Raw genomic sequence first — 25,232 nt, forward strand, 5'->3', positions numbered from 1 at the left:
GTTACCCTTACGTCTTATGTGTGAATTCCCACAAGGATTGAAGAAATGTCCGAGCCAGTAAAACTGCGCGCTCATAATCAAGCCCATTGCAAGGATTGCAGCCTGGCCCCTCTTTGCCTGCCACTTTCGCTGAATCTGGAAGACATGGATGCGCTGGACGAAATCGTCAAACGTGGCCGGCCGCTGAAAAAAGGCGAATTTCTGTTCCGTCAGGGCGATACCTTCGATTCTGTCTACGCAGTCCGTTCCGGCGCCCTCAAGACCTTTAGCCTGAGTGACACCGGTGAAGAACAGCTCACCGGTTTCCACCTGCCCAGCGAACTGGTCGGTTTGTCGGGCATGGACACCGAAAAGCACCCGGTGTCGGCACAAGCCCTGGAAACCACCTCGGTGTGTGAAATTCCTTTCGAACGCCTCGACGAACTGGCCCTGCAATTGCCGCAGTTGCGCCGTCAGTTGATGCGGGTGATGAGTCGCGAAATCCGTGACGACCAGCAGATGATGCTGCTGTTGTCGAAAAAGACCGCCGACGAACGCATCGCCACCTTCCTGGTCAACCTCTCGGCACGTTTCCGCGCCCGGGGTTTTTCCGCCAATCAATTCCGCCTGAGCATGTCGCGCAACGAGATCGGCAACTACCTGGGCCTGGCGGTGGAAACCGTGTCCCGGGTCTTTACCCGCTTCCAGCAAAACGAACTGATTGCGGCAGAAGGCAAGGAAATCCGGATTATCGACCCGATCCAGCTTTGCGCCCTGGCCGGTGGCTCGCTGGACGGCTGAAACAAAACGTTGCGGCTGCGCGAAACGGTTCAGCCGCCGTTATACTGCGTCGTTTGCAGCCCTGCCAGGATTCTTCGACTATGGCCTTCGACTCCTTCGACATCAAATCCCTCATCCGCCCTGTCATCGATTTCCCGAAACCGGGTGTGATCTTTCGCGACATCACCCCGCTGTTCCAGTCGCCCACGGCCCTGCGCCTGGTGATGGACAGCTTCGCCCACCGTTACGTCGAGGCTGACTTCACCCACGTCGGCGCAATGGACGCCCGTGGCTTCCTGATCGGTTCGGTACTGGCCTATCAGTTGAACAAGCCGCTGGTGCTGTTCCGCAAGCAAGGCAAACTGCCGGCCGATGTGCTGGCCGAGGGCTATGCGACCGAATACGGCGAAGCCTTCCTGGAAGTGCACGCCGACAGCCTGTGCGAGGGGGATTCGGTGGTGATGTTCGATGACCTGATCGCGACCGGCGGCACCCTGATTGCCGCCGCCAACCTGATCCGCCGCATGGGCGCGCGGGTGCATGAGGCGGCGGCGATTATCGATCTGCCGGAACTGGGTGGCTCGCAGCGTCTGGAGGACATGGGTATTCCTACCTTCTGCCTGACGCAGTTTGCGTTGACTGATAAGTAACAAAGGTCAAAAGATCGCAGCCTTCGGCAGCTCCTACATTGGGATGGCTTTGATCCTGTAGGAGCTGCCGAAGGCTGCGATCTTTTGCATTACAGCCCCATCTGCTTGCTGATGATCTCGTTCATCACTTCCCGCGTCCCGCCGCCAATCGACAGAATCCGGTTGTCGCGATACAGCCGCTCCACCAGACTCTCACGCATATAACCCAGCCCACCGAGTATCTGCACCGCATCGGAGACGATCCGGTCTGCCGTATCCGTCGCAAAGTTCTTGGCCATGGAAACTTCCTTGATCACGCTCTGCCCTGCCGCCATTTTCGCGGCTTGGCGATAAGTGAACTCACGGGACACCTCCAGCGCGGTCGCCATCTCGGCGAGGCGATGCTTGATCACCTGAAACTTGCCGATCGGTTTGCCAAAGGCTTCGCGCTGGCGCGCCCATTTCAGGCTCTCCTCCAGCGCCAGTTGTGCGGTCATGTTGGCCATCAATGCCAGGGCCAGACGCTCGCTCTGGAAATTGCCCATGATGCAGGCAAAGCCCATGTTCTGGGTGCCGATCAGATTTCCTGCGGGCACCTGGCAATCATCGAAGAACAGTTCGGCCGTGTCTGACGCCCACCAGCCCATTTTCTTCAGCTGCCGCCCTACGGTGAAACCGGGCGTGCCCTTCTCGATCAGTAACAGGCTGATGCCGGCGAAACCTGGCTCGCCCGTTCGCACCGCGACGGTATAGAAGTCCGCGCGCACACCGCTGGTGATAAAGGTCTTGCTGCCACTGACCCGGTAGAAATCGCCGTCGCGCACGGCACGGGTTTGCAGGTTGGCGACGTCGGAGCCGCCGCCGGGCTCGGTAATGGCCAGGGCGCTGATCTTCTCTCCCGACAGCACCTGCGGCAGCACACGATCACGCACTTCGGGCCGGGCCCACTTGAGAATGGGCGGCAAGCCGATATCCAGCGAACCCAGGCCGGCAACCAGCCCGCCTGAGCCGCAGCGCATCAACTCTTCGCTGGCGGCCACCTTGGCGAACAGATCCCCTTCGTGGCTGCCTCCGTAAGCTTCGGGGTAACCGATGCCGAGAATCCCCGCTGCGCCGGCCTTGAGGTAGAGCTCACGAGGAAAGCTTTCGGCTTCTTCCCACTGCTCGATATCGGGAAGAATCTCGCGCTCGACGAAACGTCTGACGCTGTCACGGACCAATTGGTGGCTGGGGTCGAAGTATTCCTGAAAGGCAGACATCGGCGAGCTCCACTGAAGGGGTCAGTGAAGTTAACCGAGCGCTTGCTTGGTTTACAAGAGACAGATAGAAGATCAAAAGATCGCAGCCTGCGGCAGCTCCTACAGGGGATCGGTGTCTTTCTGTAGGAGCTGCCGCAGGCTGCGATCTTTTCGGCTTGATGCGATTACAACGAAATCGGCTTACGCCCCGCAAACGAATGCGCCAGCGTGCCACCATCCACCAGCTCCAGCTCGCCACCCAGCGGCACGCCATGGGCGATGCGCGAGGCGATCAGGCCTTTGTTGCTGAGCAATTGGGCGATGTAGTGCGCGGTGGCTTCACCTTCCACGGTCGGGTTGGTGGCCAGGATGACTTCGGTGAACGTGCCGGCCTCTTCGATCCGCGCCATCAATTGCGGAATGCCGATGGCTTCCGGCCCCAGACCGTCGAGCGGCGACAGATGCCCCTTGAGCACGAAATAGCGCCCGCGGAAACCGGTCTGCTCCACGGCATAGACGTCCATCGGGCCTTCCACCACGCAGAGCAAGGTGTCGTCGCGACGGGTATCGGCGCATTGCGGGCAGAGATCATCTTCGGTCAGCGTACGGCACAAGCGGCAGTGACCGACCCCTTCCATGGCCTGGCTCAGGGCCAGCGCCAGTCGTGAGCCGCCGCTGCGGTCACGCTCGAGCAACTGCAATGCCATGCGCTGGGCGGTTTTCTGACCCACGCCAGGCAAAATTCGCAGGGCGTCGATCAGTTGGCGAATCAAAGGGCTGAAGCTCATGGTGGAAAAGTCCGACAAAACAACGAGACGCGGTTTATACCCGCGCCTCGGTTGAGCGTCAAATTGCAGCGTCAATTACTCAGTCACGGGCAACCCGAACCACCAACTTGCCGAAGTTGCGCCCTTCCAGCATGCCGATGAACGCGTCGGGAGCCTGCTCCAGGCCATCGACCACGTCTTCGCGGAACTTCACCTTGCCATCGCGTACCCACGGCGCCATGGCACTGAGGAATTCCGGCTGGCGATCACCATAGTCATCGAACACGATGAAGCCCTGGATACGCACCCGCTTGGTCAACAGGGTGCGTTGCAACAGTGGCAGGCGATCCGGCCCGCTCGGCGCTTCATAGGCGTTATAGGAGGCAATCAGGCCGCAGAGTGGAATCCGCGCCTTGGGATTGAGCAATGGCACCACGGCGTCGAATACCTTGCCGCCGACGTTTTCATAATAAATGTCGATGCCCTTGGGACAGGCCTGAGCCAGCTCGTCAGCAAAATCCTGACTCCTGTGGTCGATGCAGGCATCGAAGCCCAACTCGTCGACCACATAACGGCACTTGTCCGCGCCACCCGCCACGCCGACCACGCGCAAGCCCTTGATCTTCGCCACCTGGCCGACCACCGAACCCACTGCCCCGGATGCCGCTGCAACCACCAGGGTKTCGCCGGCCTTGGGCTGGCCGATRTCCATCAGCCCCATATACGCAGTCATGCCCGGCATCCCCAGCACCCCGAGGGCCATCGAAGGACTGGGCAGGCCGTTGGGCACCGGGATGATGCTGCGCCCGTCATTGATGCTGTGGCTTTGCCAACCGGTGGCACCGACCACCAGATCACCCTCCTGAAACTTCGGATTGAGCGAGCGCTCGACCCGGCTGACAGCGCCGCCGGTCATGACTTCGCCAATTTCCACCGGTGCGGCGTAGGAAGGTGCGTCACTCATGCGTCCGCGCATGTAGGGATCGAGCGACAGGAAAACGGTCTTGAGCAGCACCTGGCCGTCGGCCAGGTCCGGCAGCGCCACCCGCTCCATGCGGAAGTTTTCCGGCGTTGGCGCGCCTATCGGGCGTGAAGCCAGGACAATGCGCTGATTGAGGGTCATGGGGTCGGACATGGCAGCGTCTCCTGTGATCGATGGGGTTCAGTGATATAGGGAGCAGACCTTTGTGGCGGTATGGCGTTCGATGTTTATTCAGTTGCACCGAGGCGACTTCTTGGCGGGCAAGTCGGATCGCGATGGCGGCATGCCTGTCACCACAGACCCAATGGCCAGAAACAAAAATGCCAGGCGCGATGCCTGGCATTTTTGTAACTCATCTGTCGCCTGAAGGCGAATCAGAATGGCAGTTTCATGCCCGGTGGCAGTTGCATGCCGGCAGTCATGCTGCCCATTTTGTCCTGGCTGTTGGCTTCGATCTTGCGCACGGCATCGTTGACCGCGGATGCGATGACCGCTTCCAGCATTTCCTTGTCGTCTTCGCTCATGCCTTCAACCAGGCTTGGATCGATGGTCACGCTCTTGACGTCATGACGACCGGTCATCACCACGGTGACCATATCGCCACCGGCCTTACCGGTGACTTCGGCGTTGGCCAGTTCTTCCTGCATCTTGGCCATTTTTTCCTGCATCTGCTGCGCCTGCTTCATCAGGCCGGCCATGCCACCTTTCATCATGGTAATCACCTCAAAAGTACTTGGATTAAAACAGCGCCCGGCCCATGCGGCCGGGCGCCTTCAGTTATTAGCCCTGAGTGACCAAGGCGTCGACAGGTTCAATAGTATCGTTACGGACGACCGCACCGAACTGCTGCATCATTTGCTGGATGAACGGATCACCGTGGATCGATTCCTCTGCCTCGCGCTGACGGTTGGCGCGGCGGCGCGAAGCCGCTTGTGCCGGGGTTTCCTGCTCGGGCTTGATCAGCTCGATGCTCAGGGTCAGCGTGCGCTGGTGATACTGGTTAAGCGCATCGTTCAAGCGCCGCTGCTGAGTGGCGTTGAACAAGGCACTGTGGGCCGGGTCCAGGTGCATCAGCCAATTGTCGCCATCCACCGCGATCAGCGTGCAGTTGGCGGCGATGCTGCCGGTCATGCCGGAGATCGGCAATTTCGGAAACAGCTGCAGCCATTGCAGGGCCAGACCGGTGGCCGGCATTGCCGCGGGCTCAGGCTCGGGCTCCGGAGCCGGGTCGGCGGCATGCTCGCTGGCCAGCTCGTCGAGGTAACTGTAGGCCGAATCCATGTCCGGCTCGATGTAATCCTCGTCCAGCGGCGGCTCGTCATCCAGGTCCATGCCTGGCGTCGCGGCATCGACGTCGGCCACCGAAGGTTCCGGGATCGGCGCGGCGGCCCACTCCGGGGCGTCCGGCACCACGCTGTCCGGCGCCGGCAACGGCATCGGCGGTAATTCGGGTTGTTCGCTGGCGGTTTCCAGCACCGGCTCCACCGCCGGCTGCTGAACGGGCACGGGCTCGACCGGGTCGTTCCACGGCAGGTCGACAACTTCTTCGACCACGACCGCTTCAACCATAGGCACAGGCGCAGGTTCTGGCACAACGACCGGCGCTACCGGTTCCGGTGCAGGCGCTGGAGCCGCCACTGACGCAGCCGCTATCGGTGCAACGGCCGCAGCAACTACCGGCGCAACTACCGGCGCGGCAGCCACTGAGTTTGCGGAATCAACTGTGGCCTGGCTGATCCCCACTGGCTTTAGCGGTTGCCTCGGGGCATCCGCGGTGTCTGCGGGCCGGAACGCCAGCATCCGCAGCAGCACCATTTCAAAACCGCCCCGGGGATCCGGCGCCAGCGGCAGGTCGCGGCGGCCGATCAGGCCCATCTGGTAGTAGAACTGCACGTCTTCAGCCGGCAACGCCTGGGCCAGCGCCAGCACGCGATCACGGTCGCCGTGACCGTTATCGACGCCTTCCGGCAAGGCCTGGGCGATGGCAACGCGGTGCAGCACATTGAGAATTTCCGAAAGCACGCCGTTCCAGTCCGGGCCTTGCTCGGCCAGGTGGCGGACAGCTTCGAGCAACGCCTTGGCATCACCTTCGATCAGCGCATGCAGGACGTCGTAGACCTGCCCGTGATCGAGGGTCCCGAGCATCGCCCGCACGTCGGCGGCCATGACCTTGCCCTCTCCGAAGGCAATCGCCTGGTCGGTCAGGCTCATGGCATCACGCATCGACCCATCGGCGGCGCGGCCCAGCAGCCACAGCGCATCGTCTTCGAACGGCACGTTCTCGACACCCAGCACGTGGGTCAAGTGCTCGACCACGCGTTCCGGCGTCATGTTCTTCAGGGAGAACTGCAGGCACCGCGACAGAATCGTTGCAGGAAGTTTCTGCGGGTCGGTGGTGGCCAGGATGAACTTGACGTAGGGTGGTGGCTCCTCGAGGGTTTTGAGCAGCGCGTTAAAGGAATGACTGGAGAGCATGTGCACTTCGTCGATCAGGTAGACCTTGAAGCGCCCACGGCTCGGGGCGTACTGCACGTTGTCGAGCAACTCGCGGGTGTCTTCGACCTTGGTACGGCTCGCGGCGTCGATCTCGATCAGGTCGACAAAGCGGCCTTCGTCGATCTCGCGGCACACCGAGCATTCGCCACAGGGGGTCGAAGTGATACCTGTTTCGCAGTTAAGGCATTTGGCAATGATCCGCGCGATGGTGGTCTTGCCGACCCCCCGGGTACCGGTAAACAGGTACGCGTGGTGCAGGCGCTGGCTGTCCAAGGCATTGATCAGAGCCTTGAGCACATGGGTCTGGCCGACCATTTCGCGGAACGAGCGCGGACGCCATTTACGTGCAAGAACCTGATAACTCATCGAAAACCGTCGCAGCGAAGGAAGCAGAAGCGGCTAATGCTAGCGGAGCAAGGCACAAATTGCATCCGGTGCGCTCGTGTATTATGGCCAAGCTGCACATCGGGGACATTTAACGGAGTGTTTATGCGGCTGGCCTTGGGGGCATTGCTGTTGATCAGCCTGGACGGCATGGCCGCGCAAACGCCGCTACGCTTCGTGATACCCGACAGCTGGACCATGCCCATGGTGCAACTTGAACAGGACAAACCGACCCAGGGCATCCTGTATGACATGATGCTCAGCCTCGCGACCCAGGTCGGCGTACCGGCCGAATTCCATGTATTGCCCCGCGGGCGGGTGCAAAACGCCATGGAGCAAGGCGAGATCGATGTCCGCTGTTATGCCGCGCAATCATGGCTGCCTCATCAGTCCGGCGACTACCTCTGGAGCATCCCGCTCTTTACCCAGCCCGACCTGTTGATCACACAGAATGCGCGCCCCACCGCTGTGAACCCGGCGGATTTACCAGATCAGTCCATCGGCACCGTGCTGGCCTACAGCTACCCGACCCTGCAACCGCTGTTCGACACCGATCAGCTGCATCGCGACGACGCACGCAATCAGGAACTGGTGCTGGAAAAACTCCTCGCCGGCCGCAACCGCTATGCCGTCAGCAATCAATGGAGCCTTGACTGGTTCAATCAGCGCCTGCTGCCGGACCAACAACTGCACAGCGTGGCAGTACTGCAGGAGCAGAATCTCGGCTGCTACGTGCGCAACGACCCGCAAGTGCCGGTGCAGCGCATTTTACGCACCCTGGTGCGGATGAAGATGTCCGGGGAGATCGATGCGATAGTTCGGCTGTATATCGGTGGCGAGCCTGCAGCTGTCGATAAATCGGAAACGACAAAAAACCGCCCCGGACAAGATCCTGGCAGCTAGCAAAAGTCTGTTTTCAGATAAATAACGCGAGAGAACACTCGCGTGGCGTTAAGGTGGTAACCCTACCAGCCACACCCCGGCACACAATGTCACCGCTGCGGCTGCTCCCTTCCAGGCCTGACCGGGTTCACGGCTGATCGTTGCGGGGGGACCGATAGGGTCACCATAACGACGCTCACCTGTCGGCGAGCCGCGCCATTGTACCTATCTGAGACGAAGTTACAACCGTTCGGGGATATTAAAAAACATGAGCTGCTTCAAGGACATGCGCTGGCCTTAAAAGATCGCAGCCTGCGGCAGCTCCTACATGGATCGGCGTACACCTGTAGGAGCTGCCGCAGGCTGCGATCTTTTGATCCTATTGCGCCAACACCTCATCCGCCCGGCCGCCCTCCTGCTGAATCACCAGATGAATAAAGTGCAGCTTGGCAATGACGGCGGGCGGCAGGACAAACGGGTAGAAATCCGGCTGCCCCATGCTGCGCGATAGCTCGTTGAGCATGCCGGCCAGTTCGATCCACGCATTGACGAACGACAGAAATGCCGCGCCATCGGGATGCTGCGGATCATAGAGGGTATCCAACGGAAACGGCTGATAGTCGAAGTCCATGTCCCGGGCGCTCATGCCCAAGCCCAGCGCGGTGTCCACCGCATCCATCATGTGCAGGTAATGCGCCCAGGTTTCGGCCCAGTCTTCCCACGGGTGCATGGTGGCGTAGGCGCTGACGTAGTGCTGCTGCCAGTCAAGCGGCGCGCTCTGCTGATAATGTCGCTCAAGGGCTTCGGCATAGCTGGCGCGCTCATCGCCGAACAATCCGCGAAAAGACTCAAGCCACTGGCTATTGGCGATCAATCGACCCCAGTAGTAATGCCCGACTTCATGACGAAAATGCCCGAGCAAGGTGCGATAGGGTTCGTGCATTTGCACCCGCACCTGCTCGCGGTGGGCGTCGTCGGCTTCCTTGATATCGAGGGTGACCAGGCCGTTGGCGTGTCCGGTGGTCGGCGGTCTGCCTTCGAGGTCCACGCCGATGAAATCGAAGGCGAGGCCCGTGTCTTCATCGACGGTTTTGGGAATCACCTGCAACCCCAGGCTGAGCAGTTGCGCGACCAGACGCCGCTTGGCGGTTTCCACCTTGCGCCAGCGCTCGTGGTTGTCGGCTATCGACAGATCAGGAATGGTGCGATTGAGGCTGCAGGCAATGCACAAGACGTCATGGTCATTGGCTGGCAGCAACCAATTGCAGGCTGCCGGGGAGTCGAGGTTGGCGCAGCGTCGAAACAGGCCAGCCTCGGGATCGACATCAAGCAGCCAGGTGCCCGCCTGCACACCCGGCTGCAGCGCAGACAGGCGACTCTGCTCCGGCTGATAACCCAACGCCGCCGAACAGGCCAGGCACTGACTGTTGCGAAAAAACAGCGACTGTCCGCAGCGACAGGACCAGACCTTGCTGTTGCGCGAATTTTCGGCCATGAACGGCGCGGCAATGCGCGAGCTGAGCTGCTCGAAGAAAGGGTACATGGTGATCTCTCCCTGGGGCTTGCAGAGACTAGATCATTCCCGAGAGATGATCGTTCCCATGCTTTTTGTTGGAAAAATCAAAAGATCGCAGCCTGCGGCAGCTCCTACAGAGAAATGCGTTCTCCTGTAGGAGCTGCCGCAGGCTGCGATCTTGGGCGTCAAACCTGAATACCGTGACCTTTCAAGAATGCCACAAACGCCTCTTCATCCAGCACCTTCAGCCCCAACTCATTAGCCTTGGCCAACTTCGACCCGGCGCCAGGACCTGCGACCACGCAATGGGTCTTGGCCGACACCGAGCCCGCTACCTTGGCGCCCAGGCTTTCAAGTTTGTCCTTGGCCACATCGCGACTCATCAGCTCAAGCGAACCGGTCAGCACCCAGGTCTGACCGGCCAGCGGCAAGCCTTCGACGACCTTCTTCTCGCTCTGCCAGTGCATGCCGAAATCGGCCAGTTGCTTCTCGGCCGCTTCGGCCAATTGGCGATTTTCTTCGTCCGCAAAAAACTCGCGCACCGAATTGGCCTGTTTTTCCGGCAGCGCCTGGCGCATATCCAGCCAGTCAGCAGCAATCACCGCCTGCAGCGAGCCGAATTTGTCCGCCAGTTTCTGCGCCCCGCCTGGCCCGACCAAGGGGATATGCAGCTTGTCGAGGAAACCACCCAATGTGGTGCTCGCCGAAAACCCGGCACCCAACTCGCCCTGATCCTGAATCTGCATGCCATGCCTGAGCAAATCAGCGATCACCTGCTGGTTATGCGCGTCCTCGAAGAAGCTGTGGATCTCGTACGCGACTTCCAGCCCGACATCCGGCAAGTACGTCAGCACCTGCGGCAAGGCCTGTTGCACCCGCTCCAGCGAACCCAGGGAGCGGGCCAGAACCTTGGCCGTCTCTTCGCCGACATCGGGAATCCCGAGGGCGTAGATGAACCGCGCCAGGCCGGGTTTCTTGCTGTCTTCGATGGCGCCGAGCAGGTTCTTGCTCGACAGCTCGGCAAAGCCTTCCAGGTCTACGATCTGCTCGAAGGCCAGGGCGTACAGATCGGCCGGCGAACTCACCAGGCCTTCGTCGACCAGTTGCTCGACGCTCTTCTCACCCAGGCCTTCGATGTCCATGGCACGACGGGAAACGAAGTGAATGATGGCCTGCTTGAGTTGCGCGCCGCAGGCCAGACGACCGACGCAGCGATACACCGCGCCTTCGCTGACCGTCTCGCGGCCCTTGCTGCGCTTGATCAATTGCGTGCGTTCGACATGGGAGCCGCACACCGGGCACTGCTCGGGAATCTGCACCGGCCGGGCGTTTTCCGGACGACGCTCCATGACCACTTGCACCACCTGCGGAATCACGTCACCGGCGCGACGGATGATCACCGTGTCGCCGATCATCAGGCCCAGACGCGCGACTTCGTCCATGTTGTGCAACGTGGCGTTGGCCACCGTGACACCCGCGACCTTGACCGGTTTCAAGCGCGCCACCGGCGTCACCGCCCCGGTGCGACCGACCTGGAATTCCACATCGAGCAGCTCAGTGAGTTCTTCCATTGCCGGGAATTTGTGAGCGATGGCCCAACGCGGCTCACGGGCGCGAAAACCCAGTTCGCGCTGGGAGGCAATGCTGTTGACCTTGAACACCACGCCGTCGATTTCATACGGCAGTGCGCTGCGTCGCTCACCGATATCGCGGTAGTAATCCAGGCATTCAGCGATGCCGTTGGCCAGCTTCAGTTCGTGGCTGACCGGCATACCCCAGGCTTGCAATTGCTTGAGGTTGCCGATGTGGGAATCGGCGATATCGGCAGACACCTGGCCGATACCGTAGCAGCAGAATTCCAATGGGCGTTTGGCGGTAATCTTCGAATCCAGCTGGCGCAAACTGCCCGCCGCTGCGTTGCGCGGGTTGGCGAAGGTCTTGCCGTCGACTTCCAGTTGCGTGGCGTTGAGCCGTTCGAAACCGGCCTTGGACATGAACACTTCGCCGCGCACTTCCAGGGTCGCCGGCCAACCGGTGCCGTGCAGCTTGAGCGGGATATTGCGCACGGTGCGCACGTTGACGCTGATGTCTTCGCCAGTGGTGCCATCGCCGCGGGTCGCGCCGCGCACCAGTACGCCGTCCTGATACAGCAGGCTGACGGCCAGGCCATCGAGCTTGGGTTCGCAACTGTACTCGACTGTCGCGCCGCCACCGAACAGGTCGCCCGCTGGCAAATCCAGGCCCTCGGTCACGCGGCGATCGAACTCGCGCATGTCGGTTTCTTCGAAGGCGTTGCCGAGGCTGAGCATCGGCACTTCATGACGCACCTGGGTAAACGCCGACAGCGCCGCGCTGCCCACTCGCTGGGTTGGCGAATCGCTGGTGATCAGTTCGGGATTGGCCGCTTCCAGCGCCTTGAGCTCGTTGAACAAGCGGTCGTATTCGGCGTCCGGAATGCTCGGCTCGTCGAGCACGTGGTAGCGATAATTGTGCTGATCCAGCTCAGCGCGCAGCTCTAAAATGCGGTTCTTGGCGGCGGTCATGGGTGTTCTCTCATAAAGCAAAAGAGCAGCCGAGGCTGCTCCTATTTAATCTAATCAGGTTCAAGAGATCGCAGCCTCGTTTCACTCGACAGCTCCTACACAGCTCCTACGGCAAATCGCAATCCTGTAGGAGCTGTCGAGTGAAACGAGGCTGCGATCTGTTGCTTTTATCGTTTCTGGGTCAGGGCACGGCGCTCGAATTCGACGATGCGCTGACGGTAGTGTTCGATCGTCTGGGCGGTCAGTACGCTGCGCTGGTCGTCCTTCAGTTCGCCGTTGAGCTCCTGGGACAATTTGCGCGCCGCTGCCACCATCACATCGAAGGCTTGCTTCGGATGACGCGGGCCTGGCAGACCCAGGAAGAAGCTCACCGCCGGGGTGCTGAAGTGGTCGATGTCGTCCAGGTCGAATACGCCCGGTTTGACCGCGTTAGCCATGGAAAACAGCACCTCGCCGTTGCCTGCCATGCTTTCGTGACGATGGAAAATATCCATCTCGCCGAAACGCAGGCCGCTCTCCAGAATGTTCTGCAACAGCGCCGGGCCCTTGAAGCCGGCAGCGTCGCGGCAGATCACGCTGATCACCAGCACTTCTTCAGCTTGCGGTTGTTCTTTGCCGTTGACCGAAGGCGAAGCCTTGGTGTCATCCGGGAAGTCGTCGTCACGGCTGCTGAAGCCCGGGCCGCCGTCCAGATCCAGGCTGAGGTTCATGTCGCCCTGGGAAGGCTCGCTGTGGCCACGCTTGCCGCGCTTGGAGCCCGACTCGCGAGGCTCGCGGGCCGGCATGCTCACCGACGGCAGATCCTGCTCGTCCAGTTGCGGCTCTTTATGCGTGTCCAGCACGCGCGGCGGGCCCAGCAGCTCGGCGCTGGCACTGCTGTCCTCGTCCGGCAGATTGGACAGACTTCGATCAAGACGGAACTTCAGTTTTCCCTTGCCGCCGCGCATACGGCGCCAGCCATCGAAAAGAATACCGGCAATGACAATAATGCCGATGACGATCAGCCACTCGCGCAGACCGATTTCCATGTAATCCCGTGCCTCTATGAAAAATGCTGAAAAATAAGGGGTTTACAACCTGCAAACCGCTTTAAAACGTGGCGCCAACTCTATGTTCTGACAGGCGTTTTGCCCACGTATACGAAAAATTGACATTAAACTAGCACGACCAAAGGCAACTTTACACCGTCTACCACGTTGGCTAGCGCGAATATGTCGATTGGCCAGCAAGTCGAAGCAAGGAAAAGAGTCCTACATACCGTAAACACCCTTTTCTACAACCACGACTCAGGCATCCACCATCGCCATCGCCTCCTCGACATCCACGGCCACCAGACGTGAACAACCGGGTTCGTGCATCGTCACACCCATCAGTTGTTCGGCCATTTCCATGGCGATCTTGTTGTGGGTGATGTAGATGAACTGCACTGTCTGTGACATCTCTTTTACCAACCGCGCGTAGCGTCCAACGTTAGCGTCATCCAGTGGCGCGTCAACCTCATCGAGCATGCAGAACGGCGCCGGGTTCAACTTGAAGATCGCAAAAACCAGGGCCAATGCGGTCAGGGCTTTTTCGCCGCCGGAGAGCAAATGGATGGTGCTGTTCTTCTTTCCTGGCGGCTGCGCCATGATTGTTACCCCTGTATCGAGTAGATCTTCGCCCGTCAGTTCCAAATACGCGCGGCCTCCACCGAAAACTTTTGGGAAAAGCGCCTGTAAACCGCCATTGATCTGATCAAAGGTATCCTTGAAACGGTTACGGGTTTCCTTGTCGATCTTGCGAATCACGTTCTCAAGGGTATCGAGCGCTTCCACCAGATCGTCGTTCTGGGCATCCAGATAACGTTTACGTTCCGATTGCTGCTGGTACTCATCGATGGCCGCCAGGTTGATCGCGCCCAGACGCTGGATCCTCGCAGCGATGCGCTCGAGTTCTTCCTCGGCATCCTTCTCGCTGGCCTCGGCAGTCAAAGTCGCGAGTACGCCGTGGAGATCGTAGCCGTCTTCCAGCAATTGGTCCTGCAAGGTCTTGCGGCGCACGCTCAGGGCTTGCCATTCCATGCGCTGGGTTTCGAGCTGGCTGCGAATCAACTGGGATTGTTGTTCGGCCTGGCTGCGGCGTTTCTCGGCGTCGCGCAGTTCGCGGTCGGCGTCTTCGAGGGCGATCTGCGCGGTCTTGAGTTCTTCGTCGACGGTCATGCGCTTGTCGAGCAACTCCTCGAGTTTCAGGCGCAGTTCTTCCAGTGGCGCTTCGCCCTCCTCCAGATTGAGGCTCAGTTGCTCGCGTTTTTCGGTCAGCCGCTCGGACTGCATCTCCAGACGCTCCAGCGCCTGGCGCGTGGAATCGTGCTGGGCCTTGAGCGAGCCCAGACGCACCGCCAACTGATGGGCGTGATCCTTGTGCTGCCGGGCTTCCTGGCGCACCCGGTCCAGGCGTTCGCGCAGGCTGTCGCGCTGGGCCAGCAGCAACTCACGCTGCTCGGTGTCCAGCGCCATGCTGTCGAGGGCTTCCTGCAATTGCAGGCGCGCTTCACCGATGTTCTCGTGTTCCAGGGCCCGCTGCTCGTCCAGCTCGGTGAGCTCTTCGTCGAGGCGGGTACGCCGCAGGGTCAACTGTTCGGCCTTGGCCTTGCCGGCGGAAAGTTGAGCCTTCAATTCACCTTGCTGACGGGCTTCGTCCTGCAGCAAACGGCGCAAATGTTCGCGACCGTTTTCCTGCTGACGCTGCTGCGCCCTGAGATTTTGCAGTTGGGTTTCCAAGGTTTCGACCGCGGCTTCGCGCTCCTCACGCTCAAGACCCAATTGCTGGATTTCCTGACCGCGAGCGAGCACGCCGCTTTCGGCTTCACTGGCCCGACGCACCCGCAGAAAATGCCGACCGACCCAGTAACCGTCACGGCTGATCAGGCTCTGCCCGGCGGCCAGTTGACCGCGCAAGGCCAAGGCCTGTTCGAGGCTGTCGACCGGCTTGACCTGCCCCAGCCACGGCGACAGATCGATCTGCGCCTCGACCTTGTCCAGCAAGCTGCCCGGAACTCGCATACCATCGCTGGCCGGGCTGAGCAAACGCAAATCGCCTTGGGAGAACCCGGACAGATCGAAATCGTTGAAATCGTCCACCAGCACCGCTTGCAGGTCGGCACCAAGCACGGTTTCCACCGCCAGCTCCCAACCGGCTTCAACTTTCAGGCCCTCGGCCAGGCGCGGGCGATCGGCCAGATGTTGGTCGCGAAGCCATTCGGCGGTGCCGGTGCCCGGATCGAGCGCGGCTTGCTGCAAGGCTTCGAGTGAAGCCAGTCGACCGTTGAGCCGCTGCAAATCGCCCTGGGCCTGCTGTTGCGCCGTCAGAGCCAGCTGCAGCTCCTGACGCAATTGTTCAAGCTTTTCGACCTGAGCTTCTTCGCTGGTCTGCAAATCCTCAAGGGTCGCTTCGGATTCGGCGAGCTGCTCGCTGAGTTCCATGATCGCCGCGTCTTCCGGGTCCGCCGAGAGCAAGGCGCGTTCTTCGCCAAGACGCTTCTGGCGATCGGCCAGGCGCTCCAGGCTGGTTTCCAGCTGCTGGATCCGCGACTGCTGCACTTCGGCCTGACGACGCGGCTCGGCGGCGGTGAGATTGAACGTATCCCACTGCTCCTGCCAGCCATGCATGGTGGTCTCGGATTCTTCCAGCGCGGCAGCGGCCTCTTCGGCGGCGGYGCTGGTGACTTCCTGCTCCGGGGTGAGCATGTCCAGCTCTTCGCCGAGGGTCAGCAGCAGCGTGCGGTCGTGGCCCAGGTGAGATTCGGTTTCCAGGCGCGCGCGCTCGGCTTCTTTCAGGTCGTCCTGCAACTGGCGCAAACGCTGCTGACCGTGCTGGATGCTCTGCTCGACCCGGGCGATGTCACCACCGACCGAGTAGAAGCGCCCCTGCACCAGGTTGAAGCGTTCCGACAGGTCGTGGTGGCCGTCACGCAGGCGCTCGATGCTTGCGTCGGCATTGCGCTGTTCGGCCACCAGGGCTTCGAAAGAAACTTCCTGGTTGCCGATGATCGCTTCACGCTGGCCGACCTGATCGTTCAGCGCCTGCCAGCGCAGGGCCGATAATTGGGCCTTGAGCTGACGTTCCTCGCCCTTGTATTCCTGATACTTCTTCGCCGCCTCGGCCTGGCGGTGCAAGCGTTCGAGTTGACGCTCAAGCTCTTCGCGCAGGTCGGTCAGGCGCTCCAGGTTTTCGTGGGTGCGGCGAATGCGGTTTTCCGTCTCGCGCCGGCGCTCCTTGTACTTGGAGATGCCCGCGGCTTCTTCGATGAAGTTACGCAGGTCTTCGGGCTTGGACTCGATCAGCTTGGAGATCATCCCCTGCTCGATGATCGAGTAGCTGCGCGGGCCAAGACCGGTGCCGAGGAAGATGTCGGTGATGTCGCGGCGCCGGCATTTGGTGCCGTTGAGGTAATAGGTGGTCTGGCTGTCGCGGGTCACTTTGCGGCGAATGGAAATTTCCGCATAGGCGGCGTACTCACCGAGCAATGTGCCGTCGGAGTTATCGAACACCAGTTCGATGCTCGCCTGGCTCACCGGTTTGCGGCTGGTCGAGCCGTTGAAGATGACGTCGGTCATCGACTCGCCGCGCAGGTTCTTCGCCGAACTCTCGCCCATCACCCAGCGCACGGCGTCGATGATGTTCGATTTGCCGCAGCCATTGGGCCCGACCACCGCCGCCATGTTACTGGGGAAGTTCACCGTGGTCGGGTCGACGAAGGACTTGAACCCCGCCAGTTTGATGCACTTGAGCCGCACGCTCAGGCGTCCGTCAGGGCAGAAACCACCAGATCGCAACTGCGCTGGGCATAAGCCGTCAGCACTTCGCGGATCTGCGGAAAGTCACGGGCCAGCACGGCAGCGAGCAAGCGTTCGAACAGCTCGAGGAATTCGCTCATCGACGCTTTGCGCTGGTCCAGCGCGAGGAAATACGCACGGCTCATGGCCGGCTGCAGATTCTCGACTGTCTCCTGCAAGTACGGGTTGTTGGCGAACGGATACGCGGCGCGCATCACATTGAAGCTGTCGTCGACGAAGGTGCGGATGTCCTGACGCTCGTAGCTGGCAGTCAGGCGCTGCTGGATCTGCACGAACGGCGCCATGTCGGCCCGGATTTTCCAGCCACTGGCCACCGAGTTACCGAGCAGGATGTAGAGCTCGCTCATCAATGTGCACAGGCTCTGCACCTTGTGCGGCGTGAGTTCGGTAACGTGGGCGCCACGTCGCGGCAGGATCGCGATCAGGTGCCGACGTTCGAGGATCAGCAAGGCCTCGCGAACCGAACCACGGCTGACATTGAGGGCCAGCGTGACTTTCTGTTCCTGGATGCGCTCCCCGGGCTTCATTTCGCCGCGAATGATACGTTCGGCGAGGTGGTGAGCGATTTGCTCGGCGAGGCTGTCCGGCGCCTTGAACGTCATGGTTGTCCTTCAAACTCTTCGATCTGTACAAGCGGCGCAGTGTAGCGCAATTGCTGCATCAGGGCGGAGTGCCCGCCCGGTGGTTTTTGGCACGATTCAAGCAAAAAAGCAGGCTATCGAACCAACGACAATAATTAAGGAACAGGTGGTTAATCGACAAATTGCAATTTCCTGACCTTTAAGTCAGAAATTCATTGACCGAAAAGTCAGACCTGCTAAATTCAGTTCCTATCGGTTAACAACAATAATGAGTCTGCGAGGCCTTCCGTGATCCAGTTTTTACTAAACCAGGAACTCCGTAGCGAGCACGCCCTGGACCCGAACCTGACCGTGCTCAATTATCTGCGCGACCATGTGGGCAAACCCGGCACCAAAGAAGGCTGCGCCAGCGGTGACTGCGGCGCCTGCACCGTGGTGGTCGGCGAGTTGCAGACCGATGATGACGGCCGCGAACACATTCGCTATCGCAGCCTCAACTCGTGCCTGACGTTCGTTTCGTCCCTGCACGGCAAACAGCTCATCAGCGTTGAAGACCTCAAGCACAAAGGTGAACTGCACAGCGTGCAGAAAGCCATGGTCGAGTGCCACGGCTCGCAATGCGGCTTCTGCACCCCAGGCTTCGTGATGTCGCTGTTTGCCCTGCAAAAGAACAGCGATGCGCCGGATCATGCCAAGGCCCACGAAGCACTGGCCGGCAATCTGTGCCGCTGCACCGGCTACCGGCCGATCCTGGAAGCCGCCGAGCAGTCCTGCTGCGGCAAGCAGCCGGACCAGTTCGACATCCGTGAGGCCGACACCATCGCACGCCTGAAAGCCATTGCCCCGACCGATATCGGCGAACTCAACAGCGGCGACAAACGCTGCCTGGTGCCGCTGACCGTGGCCGACCTGGCCGACCTCTACGACGCTTATCCACAGGCCCGCCTGCTGGCCGGCGGTACCGACCTGGCGCTGGAAGTCACGCAGTTCCACCGCACCCTGCCGGTGATGATCTACGTTGGCAACGTCGCCGAGATGAAGCGCATCGAACGTTTTGACGATCGCCTGGAAATCGGCGCCGCCACCGCCCTTTCCGATTGCTACGAGGCCTTGAACGCCGAGTACCCGGACTTCGGTGAATTACTGCACCGCTTCGCGTCGTTGCAGATTCGCAACCAGGGCACCCTGGGCGGCAACATCGGCAACGCTTCGCCGATTGGTGACTCGCCGCCCCTGCTGATCGCCCTCGGCGCGCAAATCGTGCTGTGCAAAGGCGAAACTCGCCGCACTCTGCCGCTGGAAGATTACTTCATTGATTACCGCGTCACTGCGCGCCAGGAAAGCGAGTTCATCGAGAAGATCATCGTGCCGCGCGCCAGCGTCGAAAAACTGTTCCGCGCCTACAAGATCTCCAAGCGTCTGGACGACGACATTTCTGCCGTGTGTGCAGCCTTCAACATTCGCCTGGAGAACGGCGTGGTCGCTGAAGCCCGCGTCGCCTTCGGCGGCATGGCCGCCATCCCGAAACGCGCCGCTGCATGCGAAGCCGCGTTGCTCGGTGCGCCATTCAACAACGCCACCATCGAGCGGGCCTGCGCTGCCTTGGGCGAAGACTTCACGCCGCTCTCGGACTTCCGCGCCAGCAAGGAATACCGCCTGCTCAGCGCGCAGAACCTGCTGCGCAAATACTTCATTGAACTGCAAACACCGCACATCGAGACTCGGGTGACCGCTTATGTCTAATCATCACGCCGTAGAGAAGACCCAAGCCGAACTGGCTGAACTGTTCGCCAAGGACCTGACCACCGGTGTCGGCCGCAGCGTCAAGCACGACAGCGCCGCCAAGCATGTGGCTGGCGAAGCGCAGTACATCGACGATCGCCTGGAGTTTCCGAACCAGTTGCACGTTTATGCGCGCATGTCGGACCGCGCCCACGCCCGGATCATCAGTATCGACACCGCCCCCTGCTACGCCTTCGAAGGCGTGCGCATCGCCATCACCCACAAAGACGTGCCAGGCCTGAAGGACATCGGTCCGTTGCTGCCGGGCGATCCTCTGCTGGCCATCGACACCGTGCAATTCGTCGGTCAACCGGTGATCGCCGTGGCAGCGAAAGACCTGGAAACCGCGCGCAAGGCGGCCATGGCCGCGATCATCGAATACGAAGACCTGGAACCTGTGCTGGACGTGGTCGAAGCCCTGCGCAAACGCCACTTCGTACTCGACAGCCATACCCACAAACGCGGCGATTCAGCCACGGCGCTGGCCACCGCCGAGCACCGCATCCAGGGCACCTTGCACATCGGCGGCCAGGAACACTTCTACCTGGAAACCCAGATCTCTTCGGTGATGCCGACCGAAGACGGCGGCATGATCGTCTACTGCTCCACGCAAAACCCCACCGAAGTGCAGAAGCTGGTGGCCGAAGTGCTGGACGTGTCGATGAACAAGATCGTCGTCGACATGCGCCGCATGGGCGGCGGTTTCGGCGGCAAGGAAACCCAGGCGGCGAGCCCGGCGTGCCTGTGCGCGGTGATTGCTCACCTCACCGGCCAGCCGACCAAGATGCGCCTGCCGCGGGTCGAAGACATGCTGATGACCGGCAAGCGTCACCCGTTCTATGTCGAGTACGACGTCGGCTTCGACAGCACCGGCCGCCTGCACGGCATCAACCTGGAACTGGCCGGCAACTGCGGTTGCTCGCCTGACCTGTCGGCGTCGATCGTCGACCGGGCGATGTTCCACTCGGACAACTCGTACTACCTGGGCGATGCGACCATCAACGGTCACCGCTGCAAGACCAACACCGCGTCGAACACCGCCTACCGTGGTTTCGGCGGCCCGCAAGGCATGGTCGCCATCGAAGAAGTGATGGACGCCATTTCCCGCCATCTGGCCCTTGATCCGTTGGCAGTGCGCAAGGCCAACTACTACGGCAAGACCGAGCGCAACGTCACCCATTACTACCAGACCGTCGAGCACAACATGCTCGAAGAGATGACCGCGGAACTTGAAGAAAGCAGCCAGTACGCGGAGCGTCGCGAAGCGATCCGTCGCTACAACGCCAACAGCCCGATCCTGAAAAAAGGCCTGGCGCTGACCCCGGTGAAATTCGGTATTTCCTTCACCGCGAGTTTCCTCAACCAGGCAGGTGCCTTGGTGCACGTCTACACCGACGGCAGCATCCACCTCAACCATGGCGGCACCGAAATGGGCCAGGGCCTGAACACCAAGGTCGCGCAGGTCGTGGCCGAAGTGTTCCAGGTGGAAATGGACCGCGTACAGATCACCGCGACCAACACCGACAAGGTGCCGAACACCTCGCCGACCGCCGCTTCCAGTGGTGCCGACCTAAACGGCAAGGCTGCACAGAACGCGGCTGAAACCATCAAGAAACGCCTGGTGGAATTCGCCGCGCGCCAATACAAGGTCAGCGAAGAAGACGTGGTATTCCACAACGGCCACGTGCGGGTCCGCGATCACATCCTGACCTTCGAAGCACTGATTCAGCAGGCGTATTTCGCCCAGGTGTCGCTGTCGAGCACCGGTTTCTACAAGACCCCGAAAATCTACTACGACCGCAGCCAGGCCCGTGGTCGTCCGTTCTACTACTTCGCCTTTGGCGCCGCCTGCTGCGAAGTGCTGGTCGACACCCTGACCGGCGAATACAGGATGCTGCGCACCGACATCCTCCACGACGTCGGCGCCTCGCTTAACCCGGCCATCGACATCGGTCAGGTCGAGGGCGGATTCATCCAGGGCATGGGCTGGCTGACCATGGAAGAGCTGGTGTGGAACAACAAGGGCAAGCTGATGACCAACGGCCCGGCCAGCTACAAGATCCCGACCGCGGCGGACATGCCGCTGGACCTGCGCGTCAAGCTGGTGGAAAACCGCAAGAACCCGGAAGACACAGTGTTCCATTCCAAGGCCGTGGGCGAGCCGCCGTTCATGCTCGGCATTGCCTCCTGGTGTGCGATCAAGGACGCCGTGGCGAGCCTGGGCGATTACAAGCATCAACCGAAAATCGACGCACCGGCGACTCCGGAGCGGGTGTTGTGGGGTTGTGAGCAGATGCGCCAGCTGAAGGCAGCGAAGGCTGTCGAAGCCCAGACCGAGTTGGCTTCGCTCTAAGACCGAGGTGCGGCTATCGCGAGCAAGCTCGCTCCCACAGGGTTATGTGCTGACTGTTGGACCTGTACAAATCCAATGTGGGAGCGAGCTTGCTCGCGATGGCGGACTAACAGACACACAGATGTCGAGGTGAACATGTACAACTGGATCGACGCCCTCGCCGACCTGCAAAACCGGGGTGAGCCCTGCGTGCTGGTGACCATCATCGAAGAGCTCGGCTCGACGCCGCGCAACGCTGGCTCGAAGATGGTCATCAGCGCGAACCAGAGCTTCGACACCATCGGTGGCGGGCACCTGGAATACAAGGCCATGAAGATCGCCCGCGAGATGCTCGCCAGTGGCAAGCAGGACACGCATCTGGAGCGCTTCAGCCTCGGTGCCAGCCTCGGCCAGTGCTGCGGTGGTGCAACCGTTTTGCTGTTCGAACCGATGGGCCAGGTTCAAGCGCAGATCGCCGTGTTCGGTGCTGGCCACGTCGGCCGCGCCCTCGTTCCGCTGCTGGCCAGTCTGCCTTGCCGGGTGCGCTGGATCGACTCGCGGGAGGAGGAATTCCCCGAGCATATCCCCCACGGTGTGCGCAAGATCGTCAGCGAAGAACCGGTGGATGAAATCGATGACCTGCCCGCCGGCAGCTACTGCATCGTGATGACCCACAACCATCAACTCGACCTCGAACTGACCGCTGCGATCCTCAAGCGCAACGACTTCGCCTACTTCGGCCTGATCGGTTCGAAGACCAAACGGGTGAAGTTCGAACATCGCCTGCGCGACCGCGGTTTCGACAACAGCGTCGTGCAACGCATGCGCTGCCCGATGGGCATCGGCGAAGTCAAAGGCAAGTTGCCTGTGGAAATCGCCATCTCCATCGCCGGTGAAATCATCGCCACCTATAACGCGAACTTCGGGCAGCACACCGCCAGCGCCGGATCGATTGCCAAACTGCTGCCTGCGTCACGCCGCAGCCAAGCCTCCAATTGAGAATCCCCATGCCACTGACTCGCAAAGCTTACCGCGCCGCCATCCTGCACAGCATCGCCGACCCCGCCATCGTTGGTATCGAAGCCTCCTACGAGTATTTCGAAGACGGCTTGCTGGTTGTGGATAACGGGCAGATCAGCGCCCTCGGCCACGCCAGCGAATTGCTGCCGACCCTGCCGGCTGACGTCGAAATCACCCACTATCAGGACGCACTGATCACTCCCGGCTTCATCGACACCCATATCCACCTACCGCAAACCGGCATGGTCGGCGCCTACGGCGAGCAATTGCTGGACTGGCTCAACACCTACACCTTCCCGTGCGAAAGCCAGTTCGCCAACAAGGCCCATGCCGATGAAGTCGCGGACATTTTCATCAAGGAACTGCTGCGCAACGGCACCACCACTGCGCTCGTATTCGGAAGCGTGCACCCGCAATCGGTGAACTCGTTCTTCGAAGCCGCCGAGCAACTGGACCTGCGGATGATCGCCGGCAAGGTGATGATGGACCGCAACGCCCCGGACTACCTGACCGACACCGCCGAATCCAGCTACGTCGAAAGCAAGGCGCTGATCGAGCGCTGGCACGGCAAGGGTCGCCTGCACTATGCAGTGACGCCACGCTTCGCACCGACCAGCACCCCGGAACAGCTGACTCTGGCCGGCCAGTTGCTGACCGAGTACCCGGATCTGTACATGCAGACCCACATCAGCGAAAACCTCAAGGAAATCGAGTGGGTCAAGGCGCTGTTCCCGGAGCGCAAGGGTTACCTGGACGTCTACGACCACTACCGGTTGCTCGGCGAGCGCTCGGTGTTCGCCCACGGCGTGCACCTGTGCGATGACGAATGCGCGCGACTGGCGGAGACCGGTTCGGCCATCTCGTTCTGCCCGACCTCGAACTTCTTCCTCGGCAGCGGCCTGTTCAACCTGCCGATGGCCGAGAAGCACAACCTCAATGTCGGCATCGGCACCGATGTCGGCGGCGGCACCAGTTTCTCGCTGCTGCAAACCCTCAACGAAGCCTACAAGGTCATGCAACTGCAAGGTGCACGCCTGAGTCCGTTCAAGTCGCTGTACCTGGCCACTCTCGGCGGCGCTCGTGCGCTGCGCCTGGAAGACAAGATCGGCACCCTGCAACCGGGCACCGACGCCGACTTCCTGGTGCTGGACTACAACGCCACACCGCTGCTGGGCTATCGCCTGAAGCAGGCCAATAACATCGCCGAGACGTTGTTTGTGTTGATGACTCTGGGGGATGACCGGACTGTTCAGCAGACCTATGCGGCGGGGAACCTGGTGCATCAGCGCTAAGGTTTTTCCGGGCATAAAAAAATCCCCCGCAATCGTCAGATTCCGGGGGATTTTTTTGATCCTCTGTAGGAGCGAGCTTGCTCGCGAAGAACGCAAGAGCGCCGCAGTAATTCAGGCACCCCGTGTTATCGTTCACGACCATCGTCGGAACGCCGCCCGGAGCAAGCTCGCTCCTACAGATCAGATTTTCGCGGTCGACCGCCCAGGCTTCTTGGTCTGCAGCAAATGCGAGAACACCGCATGCAGATCATCCGAAGCACTTTCCTCGTCGAGGTTGAGCTTGCTGTCGATGTGATCCATGTGATGCATCATCAGGTTCACCGCCAGTTCAGCGTCGCGCTTTTCGATGGCGTCGATCAGTTGGGTGTGCTCGTCGTAGGAGCAGTGAGAACGGTTGCCGCTTTCGTACTGGGCGATGATCAGCGACGTCTGGGACACCAGGCTGCGCTGGAAACTGATCAGCGGCGCGTTTTTCGCCGCTTCTGCCAGTTTCAGGTGGAATTCGCCCGACAGGCGGATGCCGGCACCACGGTCGCCACGGGAAAAGCTGTCGCGTTCGTCATTGACCATCTGGCGCAATTCGGCAATCTGCTCGGCGGTGGCGTGTTGCACCGCCAGCTCAGTGATCGCGCGCTCGACCAGACGCCGGGCCATGAACACCTGGCGCGCCTCTTCGACACTCGGACTGGCGACCACGGCGCCGCGATTCGGACGCAGCAGCACCACGCCTTCATGGGCCAGGCGCGACAAAGCGCGGCGAATGATGGTGCGGCTGACCCCGAAAATTTCCCCCAGCGCTTCTTCGCTCAACTTGGTGCCGGGCGCCAGGCGCTGTTCGAGGATGGCCTCGAAGATATGCGCGTAGACAATATCGTCCTGGGTACCGCTACGGCCGGCTTTGCCTGCTCGCGGTTGTTTCTTTAGGGGTTGCAACTGTTCGTTCATGGGCACTCGAGTCGGAAGAACTGCGGCGAATTGACGGTGACTGTATTACGGCACGGTGGGTCGCTGGCAAGTATCGCGTAAATAACATAGCGATTGTACACAATGGACGGTGGCAACACGACTGTACGGCTGAAAGTCGCCTCGGCTGTATCGCAACGTCTGGTTACTTTTGAGTTTAGGCTTTAACGCAGAATCCGCAGCCTGAACACGATCCCTGTAGGAGCTGCCGAAGGCTGCGATCTTTTGATT

General features: G+C 60.7%; 18 protein-coding genes and 1 other RNA gene. 7 read left to right on the forward strand and 12 right to left on the reverse strand.

The features are described from left to right. The first annotated feature begins 45 nt into the window (after positions 1-45). Complete coding sequence (gene fnr / locus AC1DXW_RS16105; protein WP_477753683.1) at positions 46-780, forward strand: fumarate/nitrate reduction transcriptional regulator Fnr; 735 nt, start codon at positions 46-48, stop codon at positions 778-780. Positions 781-860: 80 nt separating this feature from the next. Beyond that, entirely contained in the window at positions 861-1,409 is a 549-nt protein-coding gene (locus AC1DXW_RS16110) for an adenine phosphoribosyltransferase (RefSeq protein WP_477753684.1), read from the forward strand. An 89-nt stretch (positions 1,410-1,498) separates the two neighbouring features. On the opposite strand, the gene AC1DXW_RS16115 is transcribed toward AC1DXW_RS16110, so the two are convergent. From AC1DXW_RS16115 to dnaX, 5 genes are all read right to left on the reverse strand, one after another. Continuing rightward, entirely contained in the window at positions 1,499-2,647 is a 1,149-nt protein-coding gene (locus AC1DXW_RS16115) for an acyl-CoA dehydrogenase family protein (protein ID WP_477753685.1), read from the reverse strand. Positions 2,648-2,811: 164 nt separating this feature from the next. Then, a complete protein-coding gene (gene recR, locus AC1DXW_RS16120) occupies positions 2,812-3,414 on the reverse strand; it encodes a recombination mediator RecR (RefSeq protein WP_007995809.1) in 603 nt (200 codons plus the stop codon). Positions 3,415-3,493: 79 nt separating this feature from the next. Next, positions 3,494-4,528 carry an NADP-dependent oxidoreductase gene (locus AC1DXW_RS16125; RefSeq protein WP_477760193.1) on the reverse strand — a complete coding sequence of 345 codons (1,035 nt, stop codon included), beginning with the start codon at positions 4,526-4,528 and terminating at the stop codon, positions 3,494-3,496. A 221-nt stretch (positions 4,529-4,749) separates the two neighbouring features. After that, positions 4,750-5,088, reverse strand: coding sequence for a YbaB/EbfC family nucleoid-associated protein (locus AC1DXW_RS16130; protein ID WP_007971455.1), 339 nt, complete (start codon positions 5,086-5,088; stop codon positions 4,750-4,752). A gap of 67 nt (positions 5,089-5,155) precedes the next feature. Then, entirely contained in the window at positions 5,156-7,237 is a 2,082-nt protein-coding gene (dnaX, locus tag AC1DXW_RS16135; RefSeq protein ID WP_477753687.1) for a DNA polymerase III subunit gamma/tau, read from the reverse strand. A 123-nt stretch (positions 7,238-7,360) separates the two neighbouring features. On the opposite strand from dnaX, the gene AC1DXW_RS16140 reads away from it, so the two are divergent. Continuing rightward, entirely contained in the window at positions 7,361-8,158 is a 798-nt protein-coding gene (locus tag AC1DXW_RS16140) for a substrate-binding periplasmic protein (RefSeq protein WP_477753688.1), read from the forward strand. 60 nt (positions 8,159-8,218) lie between these two features. Here AC1DXW_RS16140 and ffs read toward each other — a convergent pair. The 6 genes from ffs to AC1DXW_RS16170 form a co-directional block, all read right to left on the reverse strand. Further along, an RNA gene (gene ffs / locus AC1DXW_RS16145) (signal recognition particle sRNA small type) lies at positions 8,219-8,315 on the reverse strand. Between the two features lie 201 nt (positions 8,316-8,516). Then, positions 8,517-9,680 carry a zinc-binding metallopeptidase family protein gene (locus AC1DXW_RS16150; RefSeq protein ID WP_477753689.1) on the reverse strand — a complete coding sequence of 388 codons (1,164 nt, stop codon included), beginning with the start codon at positions 9,678-9,680 and terminating at the stop codon, positions 8,517-8,519. A 158-nt stretch (positions 9,681-9,838) separates the two neighbouring features. Continuing rightward, entirely contained in the window at positions 9,839-12,196 is a 2,358-nt protein-coding gene (gene ligA / locus AC1DXW_RS16155; protein ID WP_477753690.1) for an NAD-dependent DNA ligase LigA, read from the reverse strand. Between the two features lie 167 nt (positions 12,197-12,363). Next, positions 12,364-13,224 carry a cell division protein ZipA gene (zipA, locus tag AC1DXW_RS16160; RefSeq protein WP_477760194.1) on the reverse strand — a complete coding sequence of 287 codons (861 nt, stop codon included), beginning with the start codon at positions 13,222-13,224 and terminating at the stop codon, positions 12,364-12,366. Between the two features lie 258 nt (positions 13,225-13,482). Beyond that, positions 13,483-16,971, reverse strand: coding sequence for a chromosome segregation protein SMC (gene smc / locus AC1DXW_RS16165; protein WP_477760195.1), 3,489 nt, complete (start codon positions 16,969-16,971; stop codon positions 13,483-13,485). 2 nt (positions 16,972-16,973) lie between these two features. Continuing rightward, complete coding sequence (locus AC1DXW_RS16170; protein ID WP_477755848.1) at positions 16,974-17,633, reverse strand: GntR family transcriptional regulator; 660 nt, start codon at positions 17,631-17,633, stop codon at positions 16,974-16,976. A 267-nt stretch (positions 17,634-17,900) separates the two neighbouring features. On the opposite strand from AC1DXW_RS16170, the gene xdhA reads away from it, so the two are divergent. The 4 genes from xdhA (at position 17,901) to guaD (ending at position 24,038) form a co-directional block, all read left to right on the forward strand. After that, positions 17,901-19,355 (forward strand): xanthine dehydrogenase small subunit, encoded by a 1,455-nt coding sequence (gene xdhA / locus AC1DXW_RS16175; RefSeq protein ID WP_477755849.1) that lies wholly within the window; start codon positions 17,901-17,903, stop codon positions 19,353-19,355. Continuing rightward, positions 19,348-21,747, forward strand: a complete 2,400-nt coding sequence (xdhB, locus tag AC1DXW_RS16180) for a xanthine dehydrogenase molybdopterin binding subunit (RefSeq protein ID WP_477755850.1) — start codon at positions 19,348-19,350, stop codon at positions 21,745-21,747. The genes xdhA and xdhB overlap by 8 nt, the downstream gene beginning before the upstream one ends. Positions 21,748-21,882: 135 nt before the next feature. Then, the gene (gene xdhC / locus AC1DXW_RS16185) at positions 21,883-22,725 is read left to right on the forward strand and encodes a xanthine dehydrogenase accessory protein XdhC (RefSeq protein ID WP_477755851.1); all 843 of its coding nucleotides are present in this window, start codon (positions 21,883-21,885) and stop codon (positions 22,723-22,725) included. A gap of 8 nt (positions 22,726-22,733) precedes the next feature. Next, positions 22,734-24,038: a guanine deaminase gene (guaD, locus tag AC1DXW_RS16190; protein WP_477760196.1), complete on the forward strand. Its 1,305-nt coding sequence runs from the start codon at positions 22,734-22,736 to the stop codon at positions 24,036-24,038. Positions 24,039-24,218: 180 nt separating this feature from the next. Here the strand turns inward: guaD and AC1DXW_RS16195 are convergent, their stop codons facing one another. Further along, the gene (locus AC1DXW_RS16195; RefSeq protein ID WP_477752618.1) at positions 24,219-24,983 is read right to left on the reverse strand and encodes a GntR family transcriptional regulator; all 765 of its coding nucleotides are present in this window, start codon (positions 24,981-24,983) and stop codon (positions 24,219-24,221) included. Positions 24,984-25,232: the final 249 nt, after the last annotated feature.

The organism is Pseudomonas sp. P4_C4, from assembly GCF_056402055.1.

Excerpts from the sequence above, each read along its gene's own strand:
- AC1DXW_RS16195 (WP_477752618.1), bottom strand. The coding sequence starts at position 24,983 with ATGAACGAACAGTTGCAACCCCTAAAGAAACAACCGCGAGCAGGCAAA.
- fnr (WP_477753683.1), top strand. The coding sequence starts at position 46 with ATGTCCGAGCCAGTAAAACTGCGCGCTCATAATCAAGCCCATTGCAAG.
- ligA (WP_477753690.1), bottom strand. The coding sequence starts at position 12,196 with ATGACCGCCGCCAAGAACCGCATTTTAGAGCTGCGCGCTGAGCTGGAT.
- xdhB (WP_477755850.1), top strand. The coding sequence starts at position 19,348 with ATGTCTAATCATCACGCCGTAGAGAAGACCCAAGCCGAACTGGCTGAA.
- AC1DXW_RS16115 (WP_477753685.1), bottom strand. The coding sequence starts at position 2,647 with ATGTCTGCCTTTCAGGAATACTTCGACCCCAGCCACCAATTGGTCCGT.
- AC1DXW_RS16110 (WP_477753684.1), top strand. The coding sequence starts at position 861 with ATGGCCTTCGACTCCTTCGACATCAAATCCCTCATCCGCCCTGTCATC.
- AC1DXW_RS16140 (WP_477753688.1), top strand. The coding sequence starts at position 7,361 with ATGCGGCTGGCCTTGGGGGCATTGCTGTTGATCAGCCTGGACGGCATG.
- dnaX (WP_477753687.1), bottom strand. The coding sequence starts at position 7,237 with ATGAGTTATCAGGTTCTTGCACGTAAATGGCGTCCGCGCTCGTTCCGC.
- xdhC (WP_477755851.1), top strand. The coding sequence starts at position 21,883 with ATGTACAACTGGATCGACGCCCTCGCCGACCTGCAAAACCGGGGTGAG.
- AC1DXW_RS16150 (WP_477753689.1), bottom strand. The coding sequence starts at position 9,680 with ATGTACCCTTTCTTCGAGCAGCTCAGCTCGCGCATTGCCGCGCCGTTC.
- AC1DXW_RS16130 (WP_007971455.1), bottom strand. The coding sequence starts at position 5,088 with ATGATGAAAGGTGGCATGGCCGGCCTGATGAAGCAGGCGCAGCAGATG.
- recR (WP_007995809.1), bottom strand. The coding sequence starts at position 3,414 with ATGAGCTTCAGCCCTTTGATTCGCCAACTGATCGACGCCCTGCGAATT.
- AC1DXW_RS16170 (WP_477755848.1), bottom strand. The coding sequence starts at position 17,633 with ATGACGTTCAAGGCGCCGGACAGCCTCGCCGAGCAAATCGCTCACCAC.
- zipA (WP_477760194.1), bottom strand. The coding sequence starts at position 13,224 with ATGGAAATCGGTCTGCGCGAGTGGCTGATCGTCATCGGCATTATTGTC.
- guaD (WP_477760196.1), top strand. The coding sequence starts at position 22,734 with ATGCCACTGACTCGCAAAGCTTACCGCGCCGCCATCCTGCACAGCATC.